This is a genomic window from Limimaricola cinnabarinus, assembly GCF_002723615.1.
Lineage (GTDB): Bacteria > Pseudomonadota > Alphaproteobacteria > Rhodobacterales > Rhodobacteraceae > Limimaricola > Limimaricola cinnabarinus_B.
Map to the genome: position 1 here is coordinate 1 of NZ_KZ304971.1, position 13,693 is coordinate 13,693.

General features: G+C 69.0%; 15 protein-coding genes. 4 read left to right on the forward strand and 11 right to left on the reverse strand.

Features of this window, described 5'->3' with window-relative positions:
• Positions 1-603 (forward strand): SPOR domain-containing protein (locus tag CJ301_RS15195; RefSeq protein WP_173812375.1); only part of this gene is annotated, 603 nt, incomplete at its 5' end.
• Between the two features lie 43 nt (positions 604-646).
• Here CJ301_RS15195 and CJ301_RS15200 read toward each other — a convergent pair.
• The 9 genes from CJ301_RS15200 to CJ301_RS15240 all read right to left on the reverse strand — a co-directional run bounded on the left by CJ301_RS15200 (position 647) and on the right by CJ301_RS15240 (position 9,798).
• Positions 647-1,657, reverse strand: coding sequence for a hypothetical protein (locus tag CJ301_RS15200; protein ID WP_099278222.1), 1,011 nt, complete (start codon positions 1,655-1,657; stop codon positions 647-649).
• A gap of 115 nt (positions 1,658-1,772) precedes the next feature.
• Positions 1,773-3,974, reverse strand: coding sequence for a 3-hydroxyacyl-CoA dehydrogenase NAD-binding domain-containing protein (locus CJ301_RS15205; RefSeq protein WP_099278223.1), 2,202 nt, complete (start codon positions 3,972-3,974; stop codon positions 1,773-1,775).
• Between the two features lie 49 nt (positions 3,975-4,023).
• Positions 4,024-4,404, reverse strand: a complete 381-nt coding sequence (locus tag CJ301_RS15210; protein ID WP_099278224.1) for a hypothetical protein — start codon at positions 4,402-4,404, stop codon at positions 4,024-4,026.
• Between the two features lie 129 nt (positions 4,405-4,533).
• Positions 4,534-5,745 carry an acetyl-CoA C-acetyltransferase gene (locus CJ301_RS15215; protein ID WP_099278225.1) on the reverse strand — a complete coding sequence of 404 codons (1,212 nt, stop codon included), beginning with the start codon at positions 5,743-5,745 and terminating at the stop codon, positions 4,534-4,536.
• Positions 5,742-6,392 carry a glutathione S-transferase family protein gene (locus CJ301_RS15220; RefSeq protein ID WP_099278226.1) on the reverse strand — a complete coding sequence of 217 codons (651 nt, stop codon included), beginning with the start codon at positions 6,390-6,392 and terminating at the stop codon, positions 5,742-5,744. Before CJ301_RS15220 ends, CJ301_RS15215 begins: the two co-directional genes overlap by 4 nt.
• A gap of 265 nt (positions 6,393-6,657) precedes the next feature.
• Positions 6,658-6,870, reverse strand: a complete 213-nt coding sequence (locus CJ301_RS15225; RefSeq protein ID WP_099278227.1) for a hypothetical protein — start codon at positions 6,868-6,870, stop codon at positions 6,658-6,660.
• Positions 6,871-6,929: 59 nt separating this feature from the next.
• Entirely contained in the window at positions 6,930-8,708 is a 1,779-nt protein-coding gene (locus CJ301_RS15230; RefSeq protein WP_099278228.1) for an acyl-CoA dehydrogenase C-terminal domain-containing protein, read from the reverse strand.
• A 114-nt stretch (positions 8,709-8,822) separates the two neighbouring features.
• Complete coding sequence (locus tag CJ301_RS15235) at positions 8,823-9,221, reverse strand: MerR family transcriptional regulator (RefSeq protein ID WP_099278229.1); 399 nt, start codon at positions 9,219-9,221, stop codon at positions 8,823-8,825.
• A 208-nt stretch (positions 9,222-9,429) separates the two neighbouring features.
• Positions 9,430-9,798 carry a MerR family transcriptional regulator gene (locus CJ301_RS15240; protein WP_099278230.1) on the reverse strand — a complete coding sequence of 123 codons (369 nt, stop codon included), beginning with the start codon at positions 9,796-9,798 and terminating at the stop codon, positions 9,430-9,432.
• Between the two features lie 117 nt (positions 9,799-9,915).
• Here CJ301_RS15240 and CJ301_RS15245 point away from each other — a divergent pair, with 117 nt between their 5' ends.
• From CJ301_RS15245 to CJ301_RS15255, 3 genes are read left to right on the forward strand one after another with little or no spacing between them, the layout of a single operon-like run.
• Positions 9,916-10,359, forward strand: a complete 444-nt coding sequence (locus CJ301_RS15245; protein WP_099278231.1) for a PaaI family thioesterase — start codon at positions 9,916-9,918, stop codon at positions 10,357-10,359.
• Positions 10,356-10,862: a PaaI family thioesterase gene (locus CJ301_RS15250; RefSeq protein WP_099278232.1), complete on the forward strand. Its 507-nt coding sequence runs from the start codon at positions 10,356-10,358 to the stop codon at positions 10,860-10,862. Before CJ301_RS15245 ends, CJ301_RS15250 begins: the two co-directional genes overlap by 4 nt.
• Positions 10,855-12,183 carry an MATE family efflux transporter gene (locus tag CJ301_RS15255; protein WP_099278233.1) on the forward strand — a complete coding sequence of 443 codons (1,329 nt, stop codon included), beginning with the start codon at positions 10,855-10,857 and terminating at the stop codon, positions 12,181-12,183. The genes CJ301_RS15250 and CJ301_RS15255 overlap by 8 nt, the downstream gene beginning before the upstream one ends.
• Here CJ301_RS15255 and CJ301_RS15260 read toward each other — a convergent pair.
• A complete protein-coding gene (locus CJ301_RS15260) occupies positions 12,180-13,229 on the reverse strand; it encodes a quinone-dependent dihydroorotate dehydrogenase (protein ID WP_099278234.1) in 1,050 nt (349 codons plus the stop codon). The genes CJ301_RS15255 and CJ301_RS15260 overlap by 4 nt on opposite strands.
• Complete coding sequence (locus CJ301_RS15265; RefSeq protein ID WP_099278270.1) at positions 13,226-13,564, reverse strand: DUF952 domain-containing protein; 339 nt, start codon at positions 13,562-13,564, stop codon at positions 13,226-13,228. The genes CJ301_RS15260 and CJ301_RS15265 overlap by 4 nt, the downstream gene beginning before the upstream one ends.
• Positions 13,565-13,693: the final 129 nt, after the last annotated feature.

Genomic DNA, 13,693 nt, shown 5'->3' on the forward strand with positions numbered 1-13,693 from the left:
GGCTCGGGCCATGCGCTGATCGGGCCGGGCCGCCATGCGCGCCGCTGCGGGCCGCAGGCGCAATCGCCCTCGGGCCTCGCCAACGCCGCCCGCCTCGCGCCACCGGCGCCGACGGGGGTGATGGCCTTCCTCGACCCGCGCGCCGGGGCGCTGGACGTCGCCGCATCGGCGGTGGCGCTCCCCGATCCCGCAGCGCCGCCGCGCGGATACCGCCGCGCCTGGGAAGACGGGCGGCTCAACCCCAATCGCGGGGTGCGCATCGTCGAGCGCGCGGGCGCGGGGCAGGTGCGTGCGCCGGTCACGGCCGCGCCGGTGACGGTGCCCACGGCGCTTCTGGGCCGGGTTTCGACCCGCTCGGCGCCCGCCGCCATGCCACAGGCGGCGTCTGCCGGGCGCTTCGTGCAGGTGGGCAGCTACGGCGTCGCCGCCAATGCCGAGCGCGCCGCGGCGCGGCTCCGGGCGATGGGGCTGCAGGTCGCGCGTGGCCGGAGCGGGGGGCTGCAGATCGTGGCGACCGGCCCCTATGCCGCTGGCGCGCCGCTGGCGCAGGCCTTGGCCCGCGTGCGGGCGGCAGGCTACGTGGACGCCTTCGCGCGCAAATGACCGGCGGTTCGGTGCCCCGGCGCCGAATCCCGCCCTTTCGGGCTCAGTCGCGGCAGATGCCCTGCAGGCTGACCCAGTCGCCATCGGAGATGACCGGCCCCGCCGCACCGGCGGGCTCGGCGGCCACGAGAACCGCCGAGACATCGCCGCGCGGGTCGGTGGCGCGGGCCCATGGACCGATCGGCACGCCGGCCTCGGCGAAGCTGTCGAGCAGCAGATCGTCCTCGGCGCGCGGTGCGGGGGTGGTGATCAGCTGCTCGGCCCGCTCCTGCAGCTTTTCGGTCGGGATGTCGCCCGTGGTCAGCAGCTTGAGCACGGTGGCAAAGCCCGCCTCGCGCAGCAGCGCGTCGAGCGGGTCGTGTTCCAGGCGGCTTGCCTGCGTGGCCAGCACGTGGCCCGCGATGACGGCGGGGTCCTCGGTGCTTTCGATCAGCTCCTGCGGCAGAACGAGGATGCTGCCGGGCAGGTAGAGCGGCCCGGCCAGCCCCTCGGGCAGCACCACGATCTGCCCGCCATCGCGGCCCAGGAGCCGGTCGCGCAGGCGGCCCAGCGCCTCGCTGCCCAAGGGATCGCGGCAGCTGGGGCCGGTGGTCTTCTGGATCATGCCGAGCAATGTCGCGCCGATCTCCGAACGCTTGCCGGGCGGCACCACGCCCAGCGTCTGCTGCATCAGCGCGCCGGGCAGCCAGAACAGCGCGAGCCCGAGGCCGAGCACCAGCCCGCCCGCGATCATCCCCTGCCGCAAGCGCCCCGGTCGAGGCTGGCGCGCGGCGACGGCGCGGCTCACCCGTTCCAGCGCGCCGATCATGGTGTCGTCTTCGATCTCGAGCGTCTCGCTCGCCTCGGCATCGGGGGCATAGAGCGCCGGGCGTTCGCCGGGGTTGAGCCGGTGCAGCGCGGGCAGCGACCAATGCGTGACCGGAAGGCCGCTTTCGTCGGAAAGCACCAAGGTCGCCTCGCCAAAGGAGATCGTCACCGGGCGCGGCTCCGCCCCCGGTTCGCAGAACCAGATCCCATCCGTTTCCAGCCGGGCGAATTCCTTGAGTGCGGTCATCGTTCCTTTCGCGGGCCCGACGTCCCGGCTTGCCGTTTCGATGAACATAGCCGCGGGTGTGGCCGAGGAACAGGGGGCGCGTGTGGCGGCGCAAGGGCCGCCACACGCCGCCCGGTCAGGCCGCCTTGGCGGCCCGCCCGTCGCCGTAGCGGTCGTAGAAGCCCGCGCCCTGCGATGCCATCTCGCGCAGCAGGTCGGGGCAGGCGAAGCGGGGCCCGTGCGTCTCGGCCAGCGCGTCGCAGCGCTCGGCGGCGAAGCCCGCGCCGATCATGTCGAGCCACGAGAACGGCCCGCCCGACCACGGGGCGAAGCCCCAGCCGAGGATCGCCGCCACGTCGCCCTCGCGGATGTCGGTCAGCACCCCGTCCTCGAAGGCGCGCACCGCTTCGAGCACCTGCGCGAAGAGGAGCCGCTGCTGCACCTCGATGAGGTCGGGCTGATCCTCGGCCACCGCGAAACGCTCCGAGAGCCCCTCCCAGAGCCCGGTGCGCTGGCCCTTTTCGTCATAGGCATAGAAGCCCGAGTTCGACTTGCGGCCCATCCGGCCCTGATCGGCCATCCAGAACAGCACCTCGTCCACCGCCTCGTCGGGGTAGGCGTCGCCCATCGCGGCCTTCGTCGCCTTGGCGATCTTCACGCCGAGATCGATCGAGGTCTCGTCGACGAGTTGCAGCGGCCCCAGCGGCATGCCGACCATGCGCGCCGCGTTCTCGATCAGCGCCGGTTCCACCCCCTCGGCCACCATGCGGATGCCCTCGTTGATGTAGGGGATGATGCAGCGGTTGGCGTAGAAGAAGCGCGCGTCGTTGACGACGATCGGCGTCTTGCGGATCTGCCGGGTGAAGTCGAGCGCCTTGGCCACCGCCACGTCGCCGGTCTTTTCGCCCTTGATGATCTCCACAAGCATCATCTTGTCGACGGGCGAGAAGAAGTGGATGCCGATGAACCGCTCGGGCCGCGCGCTGGCCTTGGCCAACTCGGTGATCGGCAGGGTCGAGGTGTTGGTGGCGAAGATGCAATCCTCGCCGATCACTTCCTCGACCTTTTTCGTCATCTCGGCCTTCACGCCGACATCCTCGAACACCGCCTCGACGATCAGGTCGCAGCCCTTCAGCGCCTCGATCTCGGTGGTGGCGTTGATCCGGCCCAGCACCTGCTCCTTCTTCTCGGGGCTGACCTTCTTGCGCTTGATGCCCTTGTCGAGCAGCGCCTCGGAGTAGGATTTGCCCTTGTCGGCGGCGGCCTGTTCGCGGTCGATCAGCACCACCTCGATCCCGGCATTGGCCGAGACATAGGCGATGCCCGCGCCCATCATGCCCGCGCCGAGGATACCGACCTTCTTCACGCTCTGATCGGGGGCGTCGGGCCGGTTCGCGCCCTTTTCCAGCGCCTCCTTGTTGAGAAAGAGCGAGCGGATCATCGCGGTGGAGGAGGGGTCCATCAGCACGCGTGTGAACCAGCGCGCCTCGATCTTGAGCGCGGTGTCGAAGGGCACCAGCGCGCCCTCATAGACCGCCGAGAGAAGCGCCTTGGCCGCCGGATAGACGCCTTGCGTCTTGCCATGGACCATCGCGGAGGCGCCGACGAAGGTCATGAAGCCCGCCGGGTGGTAGGGCGCGCCGCCGGGCATCTTGTAGCCCTTGGCATCCCAGGGCTTCACGATGTCGGCGTCCTTGGCCCCGAGCACCCAGGCCTTGGCGGCGGCGAGCGGGTCTTCGACCACCTCGTCGATCACGCCCAGCGCCTTGGCCTTCCTGGGGTCGTTCAGCTTGCCCTCGAGCAGCAGCGGCGAAGCCCCCATTGCGCCGAGCTTGCGCGCGAGCCGGGTGGTGCCGCCGGCGCCGGGAAAGATGCCGACCATGATCTCGGGCAGGCCGATCTTGGCCTTGGGGTTGTCGGCGGCAAAGATCCGGTGGCAGGCCAGCGGGATCTCGAGCCCGATGCCGAGCGCGGTGCCGGGCAGGGCGGCGGCGACGGGCTTGCCGCCCTTGTTGGTCTTGGGGTCGAGGCCCGCGCGCTCGATCTTGCGCAGCACGCCATGCATGCGCATCACGCCCTCGAACACGGCCTTCGCGGGCTCGTCGCCGCCGGCCTGCTTCATCCCGGCGATCACGCCGAGATCCATGCCGCCGGCGAAGTCCTTCTTGGCGGAGGTGATGACGATGCCCTTGACGCTCTCGTCGGCCATGGCCTCGTCGAACAGCGCTTCCAGCTCTTCGAAGCCCTGCATCGACATGACGTTCATGGAGCGGCCGGGCACGTCCCAGGTGATGACGGCCACGCCGTCGGCATCGCGCGCGATGGTGAAATCGGTCATGTCGACCTCCTGTTGGCAGGATATGTGGAAAAGGGGCGGACCGGCGGCGTCAGCCGTCCGGCTCTGGCGGCGCACCGAACTCGATCATCTCGATCACCGGGCGCGGCGCGTCGAAGCGACAGTAGTAGATCACGTTGATCTCGATGCGCTCGGCGCCGCAGGCGCTCTCGAAGCTGCGCTCGATCCAGACCCGGAACCGGCCCTTGCGCGGCAGCTCCAGCGTGTGGACGCGCAGTTCGCTCTCCTGCATCCGCAGGGCGCCGAGATCGCGCTGCCAGCTCAGCAGCCAGCTGCGATATGTCTCGCGCGTGGCCAGGACCGAAATCCCGCTCATCCCCTGCACCGGCAGGGGATAGTCGCAATCGTCGAGCATCTCCTCGATCCGCCCCTCCCGAAACAGCCGGGCATGGCGTTCGATGAACTGCGACATGGGACAGGACATGTCGGTGCCCCCCCCGGATCATGAACGGCGCGACACCGAAAACACTAATTTGCGAGGGCGGGATGTCCATGCGTCGCCGTGTGTCGTGCCGGGACAGGATGGCGCCATGCATCATTTTCAAACCCGTTCGATGATCGTCGCGGCACCCATGCCCGAGGCGACGCAGAGCGTGGCGAGGCCGGTCTCGCGGCCCGTGCGCTCCAGCTCGTCGAGCAGGATGCCGAGGATGATCGCGCCGGTGGCGCCGAGCGGATGGCCCATGGCGATCGCGCCGCCATTGGGGTTGAGCCGCTCGGGGTCGATGTCGAAGGCCTGCTGGAAGCGCAGCGGGATCGCCGAGAAGGCCTCGTTGACCTCGAACAGGTCGATATCCGAGATCGCCATGCCGCTGTCGGCGAGGATCTTCTCGGTCACCGGCACCGGGCCGGTGAGCATGATGGTCGGGTCGGTGCCGATCTTGGCGGTGGCGCGGATGCGGGCGCGGGGCTTGAGCCCATGCGCCTTTCCGAACGCCTCATCGCCGATCAGGATGCCGGCGGCGCCATCGACGATGCCCGAGGAGTTGCCCGCGTGGTGCACGTGGCGGATCCGCTCCAGGTGCGGGTATTTCATCAGCGCGACCTTGTCGAAGCCGGGCATGACCTCGCCCATCGCCTTGAAGGACGGCTCGAGCGCGCCCAGCGCCTGCATGTCGGTGCCCGGGCGCATGTATTCGTCGTGATCGAGGATGGTCAGCCCGTTGACGTCGCGCACCGGCACGATCGAGCGGTCGAAGCGGCGGTCGTCCCAGGCGGCCTTGGCACGGCGCTGGCTCTCGACGGCGAAGGCGTCGACATCGTCGCGCGAGAAGCCGTACTGGGTCGCGATGATGTCGGCGGAAATGCCCTGCGGCACGAAGTAGCTCTTCATGGCGAGCGAGGGATCGACCGCGATCGCCGCACCGTCGGAGCCCATGGGCACGCGGCTCATCGCCTCGACCCCGCCCGCGATATAGGCGCGGCCCGCCCCGGCGCGGACCTGGTTGGCGGCGAGGTTCACCGCCTCCATGCCGCTCGCGCAGAAGCGGTTGATCGACAGGCCCGGGATGCGCTCGTCGAGGCCCGAGGCCAGAACGGCGGAGCGGGCGAGGCAGCCGCCCTGTTCGCCGACCTGCGTGGCGTTGCCCCAGATCACGTCCTCGAGCACATGGCCCTCGATGCCGTTGCGCTCAGCGAGCGCGTCGAGCACGCCCGCGGAGAGCCGCAGGCTCGTGACCTCGTGCAGCGCGCCGTCCTTGCGGCCCTTGCCGCGCGGGGTGCGGATCGCGTCGTAGATGAAGGCGTCGGTCATGTCGTCTCCTTTCGAACCCGGTCGGCGGGGGAGCCGGGCATCAGCTCGTAGGGGTGTTTCCAGCCGGGCAGCGCCGCGATGCGGTCGAGCCAGCGGTCGATATTGGGATGGTCTGCGCGCTCGAAGCCGAAGGGCTCGGGGTAGTAGAGATAGCCGCAGCAGGAGAAATCGGCATTGGTCGGCCCGTCGCCCACCAGCCAGTCGCGCGAGGCGAGCGCCCGGTCGAGCGTGGCATAGGTGGGGGCGAGGCGGCCCTTGAGCCACTTGATCACCTGCTCGGGGCGCTTTTCGGGCGGCAGGAAGTTCATCAGGAAGCGCAAGGTCCCGGCCTGCCCCGAAAGCTTGTGATTGTCCCACAGCACCCAGCGCAGCACCTCGCGGCGCTCTTCGGGGGTGGTGCCGCCGAACCTGCCGGTGCGTTCGCTGATCCAGTCCTGGATCGCGCCGGACTGGCTGAGCCGCGTCCCGTCATCGGTTTCGAGCACCGGCACCTCGCCCATCTCGTTGAGCGCGCGAAACGCGTCCGAACGGGCCGCGCCCGCGAAGAAATCGACCTTGACCGGTTCCCAGTCGAGCCCGGCGAGGGTCAGCGGCAGGGCCGCCTTGTAGGCGTTGCCGCTTTCGCCGAAGCAATGCAGTCGGATCATCTCGTCTCCTTGGATCGTGGCGCCCCGCCAGAGCCGGGCCTTTGCGTATTTGAAGAAAGATGAAGGGGAGGGCGCGCTTTAACCCATCGTCAACACTCGGCGGCCAAACTCGCAGCCGCGGTACAGGCTGGCGAGCCGATGACCGTGGAAGATGAACCCCGCGGCGCCCGGCGCTTCGTTCGGATGCCGGGTGCCGCGGGGGGATCGCCGGCCCGTTCATCTTTCTAAAAATACGCAACTCCTCCATCTGCCTCCCGCGCAGGTCTCACCGCTTGCGCGCCTCCAGCTCCGAATTGAACAGCCTCAGCCTGTGGCCGAAGGTTTCCTCGTCGAGGATGCTGTCGAAATTCTCGAACAGGAAGGAGAGCGCCTCGCCCTCGTCGAGCCCGGCCTCGCGCGCGAAGCGCTTCAGCCGGCGATAGCCATCCTCGCTCATCGCGACGGGAAATCTGCGGGTCAGTCTCAGGCGCTTTGGCATCTCGTCCTCCGGTCCGGGTCATCCGGGGCGAGCCTCGCCCCGGACGCACCGCGCGTCCATCAGAAAGCGTCGGCGTCCAGCGCCATCACCGGGGCGGCGCCGCTCTCGATCCGCGCGAGATGCATCTTCGTCGCCGGAAGCTGGCGCGCCATGTAATAGCGCCCGGTGGCGAGCTTGGTCTCGTAGAAGGCGCGGTCGCCGGTGCCTGCCGCGAGCCCGGCCTGCGCCGCGCGGGCCATCCTGGCCCAGGTCCAGCCAAGGCAGACATGTCCCATCAGATGCATGAAGTCGGTGCTGCCCGAAAGCGCCGCGTCGGGCTCCTTCATGCCGCTTTGCATGAAGAACATCGCCGCCTGCTGCATGTCCTTCGACGCGGATTTCAGCGGCTCGACGAAGTCGCGCGCGAAATCGGCGTCATCGGCATTCTCGCGGCAGAAGACCTTGATCTCCTCGATCAGCGTCATCATCGGCTTGCCGCCCTGCGCGGCGAGCTTGCGGCCCACGAGGTCGAGCGCCTGAACGCCGTTCGCGCCCTCGTAGATCATCGCGATCCGGGCGTCGCGCACGAATTGCGACATGCCCCATTCCTCGATGTAGCCATGCCCGCCGAAGACCTGCTGCGCCTGCACGCACATCTCGAAGCCCTTGTCGGTCAGGAAACCCTTGATGATCGGGGTGAGCAGCGAAATCATCGCCTCGGCCTGCGCGTCGCCGGTCTTGTGGCTGCGGTCGATCAGCATCGCGCCCCAATAGGTGAAGGCGCGCGCCGCCTCGTTGAAGCTCTTCTGATCCATCAGGCTGCGGCGGATGTCGGGATGCACGATCAGCGGATCGGCGGGGCCGTCGGGGTTCTTGGCGCCGGTGACGGCGCGGCCCTGCAGCCGGTCCTTGGCATAGGCCAGCGCGTTCTGGTAGGCCGCCTCGGATTGCGCCCAGCCCTGCAGGCCGACGCCGAGACGGGCCTCGTTCATCATGGTGAACATGGCGCGCATGCCCTTATGCGCCTCGCCCAGGAGATAGCCCTCGGCCTCGTCGTAGTTCATGACGCAGGTGGCGTTGCCGTGGATGCCCATCTTTTCCTCGAGCGCGCCGCAGGCGACGCCGTTGCGCGCGCCAAGGCTGCCATCCTCGTTCACGAGAAACTTCGGCACCACGAAGAGCGACACGCCCTTGATGCCCTCGGGGCCGCCGGGGATCTTGGCCAGCACGAGGTGGACGATGTTCTCGGCCATGTCGTGCTCACCGGCGGAGATGAAGATCTTCTGGCCCGAGATCCGGTAGGTCCCGTCCTCCTGCGGCACCGCCTTGGTGCGCATCAGCCCGAGATCCGTGCCGCAATGCGGCTCGGTCAGGTTCATCGTGCCGGTCCATTCGCAGGAACCGAGCTTCGGCAGCCAGCGCGCCTTCTGCTCGTTCGTGCCGTGGATGTTGATGGCCGTGTAGGCGCCGTGGGTCAGGCCCTGATACATGTTGAGCGCCATGTTGGCCGAGACCATCGGCTCGTTGGCGGCGGTGTGCATGAGATAGGGCAGGCCCTGTCCGCCGAACTCCTCGGCGACGTCGATGGCGGTCCAGCCGCCCTCGCGGATCTGGTCGAAGGCGGCCTTGAAGCCCTTGGGCGTGCGGACCACGCCATTGTCGAGCTGGCAGCCCTCGCGGTCGCCCGAAAGGTTCAGCGGCGCGAGAACGGCGGAGGAAAGCTTGCCCGCCTCTTCGAGGATCGCGGCGGTGAAATCGGCATCGAGATCGGCATAGCCCGGCGTCTCCTGCTCGGAGACGCGCAACATCTCATGCAGCACGAACTGGATGTCGCGGATCGGTGCGGTGTAGCTTGGCATTCCCTGTCTCTCCTCCGGCGGGCCGCACGGGGCCCGGTCTGGTCCGATGCGCGCGGCCCGGGCTCCTCCCCCGGGCCGCGCAATCTCATCTCGACCAGATGACGGAGAGGGCGGTCAGGCCGCCGCTGCCCGCGCGCGCAGCTGGTTCAGCCGCTCCGCGCCCCAGCTCATCTGCGCCTCCAGTTCCCGGATCGCCTCGTCGAGAGCGGCGCGCTGCTCCTGCATCTCCTTGAGATGCCGCTCGGCCACCTCGAAGGTGCGCGCAAGCTGCACCTCCTGCTGGTCGTCGGTCTCGTAGAGATCGAGCAGCTGGCGGATTTCCTCGAGGCTGAAGCCGAAGCGCTTGCCGCGCAGGATCAGCTTGAGCCGGGCCCGGTCACGCCGGGTGAAGAGCCGCTTGGTGCCTTCGCGAATGGGAAACAGAAGCTCCTTTGCCTCGTAGAAGCGCAATGTGCGGGGCGTCACGTCGAAGCTGTCGCACATCTGGCGGATGGTCATGGTCTGGTCGGTCATTTTTTTCTTAAACCCTTGGTGTCCGGTCAGACGATTCACCTGCGGGTTCTGAATAGACCTTACAAGCAAAGGTGACGCGAACGTAAACATGACCCGACGTCACCAGCGACATGACGAAAGGTCAAGAAAAATCCGCCTGTTGCCGAGAAATTTTGTTCTCTTGGTCAAAAAACGTCATGCGCGTTTGGGTTGTCGTCTCAGACAGGGATCACTTGGAGGATGCAATGGATTCGTCGCGCAGCTTGCGCAGCTCCGAGATGGTTTCCTCAAGCTCGCGGCGCTGCGCCTCCAACACGTCGATCTGCCTTTGCGCCATGTCGACCCAGACCTCCATCTGCGCCTTCGTGCCCTCGGTCTCGTAGAGGATCAGGAACTGGCGAATCTCCTCCAGGCTGAAACCGAAGCGGCGCCCGCGCAGGATCAGCGTCATCCGCGCCACCTCGCGCTTGCCATAGAACCGCGCGCGGCCCTGTTTCTCGGGCGCCAGCAACTCGATGTATTCGTAATAGCGCAAGGTGCGGGGGGTTACCTCGAAATGCTCGCACATTTCTTTGAAAGTCATAGGGGTATCGGACATCTCTCGGGCTCCTTCGGGCAGACATTAGGAGCGGCGCCCCCTGACGACAACACGCCTTCGTCGCGCTTTGTTCAAGTTTGCGCTTGCGGGAACCACGAGGATCGCGAAGTTGTCCTCATGACAGAGAATTCCTCTCCCGAACTGGCCCGCGCGCAGCAGTTCATCGACGCCCTGCCGCATGCGCAGGCGCTGGCGCTGCAGCTGACCGCGCTGGCTGACGGACATGCGGTGATCCGCATGCCATGGGCCGCGCAGCTGGTCGGCGACCCGGAAACCGGCGTGATCCATGGCGGCGCCGTCTCGGCCCTGATGGACACCTGCGCGGGGGCGGCGGTGATGTCGCACCCATCGGCCCCCACGAGCACCGCGACGCTCGATCTGCGGATCGACTACATGCGCCCCGCCACGCCCGGCCAGACCATCACCGCCAAGGCCGAATGCTGGCATGTCACGCGCTCCGTCGCCTTCGTGCGCGCCGTGGCCTGCGACGAGGACGAGACGCGCCCCGTGGCGACCGCCACCGGCGCCTTCACGGTCGAAAAGCCGAAGGACAAGCCATGAGCCGCCAACGCCCCGAACCGGTGCAGGTCATCAAGACACGGCGCGACGCGGCGCTCGAGCGGCTGGTGGGCGGCGTGCCCTACATCGCCTTTCTCGGCATCCGCTTCGAGCGGCATGGCGACGAGCTGACCGCCGTGCTGCCCTATGCCGACAGGCTGATCGGCAACCCGATGCTGCCCGCCCTGCATGGCGGCGCGACGGCGGCCTTTCTGGAGACCACCGCCATCGTCGAACTGGCCTGGTCGCGCATGTGGGGGCTGATCGAGGCGGGCACGCCAGAGGCGCAGGCCGAGGCCGAGGCCCGGCCCAACTGGCCGCGCACCATCGACATCACCGTCGATTACCTGCGCTCGGGCCTGCCGCGCGACGCCTATGCCCGCGCCCGGATCAACCGCTCGGGGCGGCGCTACGCGAGCGTCCATGTCGAGGCCTGGCAGGACAACCGCTCGCGGCTTTTTGCGCAGGCGACCGGGCATTTCCTGATGCCGGGGCGGGATGGCTGAGGCCGCGCTGCCGCCGGGACGACCGCTCACCCATGCCCGCGTCCTGAAGATCGCGCTGCCGATCGTGCTGTCGAACGCCACCGTGCCGATCCTCGGCGCGGTCGACACCGGCGTGGTGGGGCAGATGGGGGCGGCGGCCCCGATTGGCGCGGTGGGCATCGGCGCGGTGATCATCTCGGGCATCTACTGGATCTTCGGCTTTCTGCGCATGGGCACCACCGGGCTCGCGGCGCAGGCGCTGGGCCGCGAGGACAGGGCCGAGGTCTCGGCGCTGCTCACCCGCGCGCTGATGATCGCATTTGCCGCAGGCGCGGCGCTGATCGTTCTGCAGGGCGCGGTCTTCGCCGCCGCCTTCACCGTCGCCCCGGCAAGTGCGGAGGTCGAGACGCTGGCGCGCGATTACCTCGCCATCCGCATCTGGTCGGCCCCCGCCGCCATCGCGATCTACGGGCTGACCGGCTGGCTCATCGCGCAGGAGCGCACCGCCGCCGTGCTGGTGCTGCAGCTGTGGATGAACGGCGCGAACATCGCGCTCGACCTGTGGTTCGTCCTCGGCCTCGGCTGGGGCGTGCCCGGCGTCGCCACGGCCACCTTCATCGCCGAATGGTCCGGCCTCGCGCTCGGGCTGTGGCTGTGCCGCGACGCCTTCGCCACCCCCGCCTGGCGCGACAGGCTCAGGGTCTTCGACCCGGAGCGGCTCAGGCACATGGCGGCGGTCAACACCGACATCCTGATCCGCTCGGTGCTCCTGCAATCCATCGTCATCAGCTTCCTGTTCTGGGGCGCGGGCTTCGGCGACGTGCCGCTCGCCGCCAATCAGGTGCTCCTGCAATTCCTCAACATCACCGCCTTCGCGCTCGACGGCTTCGCCTTTGCCGCCGAGGCGCTGGTGGGGCAGGCGATGGGCGCGCGCGCGGCGCTGCGCCTGCGGCGCGCGGCGATCCTGCCCTCGATCCATGGCGGGGTGGTGAGCCTCGGCCTCGCGCTGGGCTTCTGGATCTTCGGGCCGAGGGTGATCGACCTGATGACCACCGCGCCCGAGGTCCGCGAGGCGGCGCGCGCCTACCTGCCATGGATGGTGGCGACGCCGATCTTCGGGCTGATCCCCTGGATGCTCGACGGCATCTTCATCGGCGCCACCCGCAGCCGCGACATGCGCAACATGATGCTGGTCGCGGCGGCGATCTACTTTGCCGCCGCGATCCCGCTCACCCACCTGTTCGGCAATCACGGGCTCTGGGCCGCGATGCTGGTGAGCTACGTCGCGCGCGGCGCGACGCTGGGCGCGCGCTACCCGGCGCTGGAGCGCGCCGCGGCCTAGAGCCAGTCGGCCCGGCCCGTGCCCACCGCCTGCGCCACGTTGTCGAAGCCGTCGCGCGCCAAGAGCGCATCGAGCCCGCGCGCGATTTCGCCCGCGAGGCTGACGCCGCCATAGACCAGCGCGGTATAGAGCTGCACCGCGCTCGCCCCGGCGCGGATCTTCTGATAGGCCTGCTCGGCCGAGCCGACGCCGCCGACGCCGATCAGCGGCAGATCGGTCAGCGCGGACAGCCGCGCCAGCACCCGGGTCGAACGCTCGAACAGCGGCTGGCCCGACAGGCCGCCCATCTGCTCCTTCTGGCTGTCGGTCAGCCCCTCGCGCGACAGCGTGGTGTTGGTCGCCACGATGGCCGACACGCCCGTTTCCCCGGCCACGCGCGCCACGTCCTCGATCTCGGGCTCCGACAGGTCGGGCGCGATCTTGAGAAAGACGGGCAGGGGGCGGGCGAGCCCGGCATTGGCCTCCATGACGCCCGACAGGAGGGCGGTGAGCGCCGCGCGCCCTTGCAGATCGCGCAGGCGTTCGGTGTTGGGCGAGGAGACGTTGACGGTCGCGAAATCGAGATGCGCGCCGCAGCGGGTCAGCACGGTTGCGAAATCCGCCGCGCGATCCGCGCTGTCCTTGTTGGCCCCGAGATTGAGGCCGAGGATGCCCGCGGGGCGGCGCTCCAGCCGCGCGGCGATCCTCTCCATGCCCTCGTTGTTGAAGCCGAAGCGGTTGATCGCGGCGCGGTCGGCGCTGAGCCGCCACAGCCGCGGGCGCGGGTTGCCCTCCTGCGGGCGGGGCGTCGCCGCGCCCACCTCGACAAAGCCGAAGCCCGTGCGCGCCAGCGCGTCGAGCGCCACGGCGTTCTTGTCGAAGCCCGCCGCCAGCCCGACCGGGTTGGGCAGGTCGAGCCCCGCGACGCGGGCCCGCAGCCTGTCGCTCGTCACCGGCCCGCCCTTGGGGCCGAGCCCCGCCTTGAGCGCCCTGAGCGCCAGCCCGTGACCGGTCTCGGGGTCGATCCGGTGCAGCGCGGCGAGGCCGAGCCTTTCGAGCGCGCTCATGCCATGTCCTTCGGGAACTCGTGCCGCCCGCCCGCCAGCGGCAGCTTTTTCGACCAGGCGACTTCGGAGCGTTTCAGCGGCCGGTAGAGATGCGGGAAAAGCTGCCCCCCGCGCGAGGGCTCCCATTTCAGCGCATCGCCCAAGGGCTCGGCCTCGACCGCGGCGAGAAGCAGCCCGTCCTCGCCCGCGAAATGCTTCGCGGCCGTCTCGCGCGCCTGCTCGGCGGTCGAGAAATGGATGAAGCCATCGGCCAGATCGACGGGAGCGCCGCGGGTCTCGCCCGCCAGCTCCAGCTCGGCCCATTCGGGCGCGCGGAATATCTTGTAGATCAGCATGACCGCCTCATGGCCGCGCCCCGCCGCGACGTCAAGCATCGCCGTCATGCGTCTGTCATGCCGCTAGGGCAGGACAACGGCGGCTTTGACAGACGCCGCGCCCTTGGCGCAGGCTCAAGCCCGTAACGT

Bases quoted from the DNA above. Each gene is read 5' to 3' on its own strand.
- CJ301_RS15200 (WP_099278222.1), bottom strand. From the start codon at position 1,657: ATGACCGCACTCAAGGAATTCGCCCGGCTGGAAACGGATGGGATCTGG.
- CJ301_RS15205 (WP_099278223.1), bottom strand. From the start codon at position 3,974: ATGACCGATTTCACCATCGCGCGCGATGCCGACGGCGTGGCCGTCATC.
- CJ301_RS15210 (WP_099278224.1), bottom strand. From the start codon at position 4,404: ATGTCGCAGTTCATCGAACGCCATGCCCGGCTGTTTCGGGAGGGGCGG.
- CJ301_RS15215 (WP_099278225.1), bottom strand. From the start codon at position 5,745: ATGACCGACGCCTTCATCTACGACGCGATCCGCACCCCGCGCGGCAAG.
- CJ301_RS15220 (WP_099278226.1), bottom strand. From the start codon at position 6,392: ATGATCCGACTGCATTGCTTCGGCGAAAGCGGCAACGCCTACAAGGCG.
- CJ301_RS15225 (WP_099278227.1), bottom strand. From the start codon at position 6,870: ATGCCAAAGCGCCTGAGACTGACCCGCAGATTTCCCGTCGCGATGAGC.
- CJ301_RS15230 (WP_099278228.1), bottom strand. From the start codon at position 8,708: ATGCCAAGCTACACCGCACCGATCCGCGACATCCAGTTCGTGCTGCAT.
- CJ301_RS15235 (WP_099278229.1), bottom strand. From the start codon at position 9,221: ATGACCGACCAGACCATGACCATCCGCCAGATGTGCGACAGCTTCGAC.
- CJ301_RS15240 (WP_099278230.1), bottom strand. From the start codon at position 9,798: ATGTCCGATACCCCTATGACTTTCAAAGAAATGTGCGAGCATTTCGAG.
- CJ301_RS15245 (WP_099278231.1), top strand. From the start codon at position 9,916: ATGACAGAGAATTCCTCTCCCGAACTGGCCCGCGCGCAGCAGTTCATC.
- CJ301_RS15250 (WP_099278232.1), top strand. From the start codon at position 10,356: ATGAGCCGCCAACGCCCCGAACCGGTGCAGGTCATCAAGACACGGCGC.
- CJ301_RS15255 (WP_099278233.1), top strand. From the start codon at position 10,855: ATGGCTGAGGCCGCGCTGCCGCCGGGACGACCGCTCACCCATGCCCGC.
- CJ301_RS15260 (WP_099278234.1), bottom strand. From the start codon at position 13,229: ATGAGCGCGCTCGAAAGGCTCGGCCTCGCCGCGCTGCACCGGATCGAC.
- CJ301_RS15265 (WP_099278270.1), bottom strand. From the start codon at position 13,564: ATGCTGATCTACAAGATATTCCGCGCGCCCGAATGGGCCGAGCTGGAG.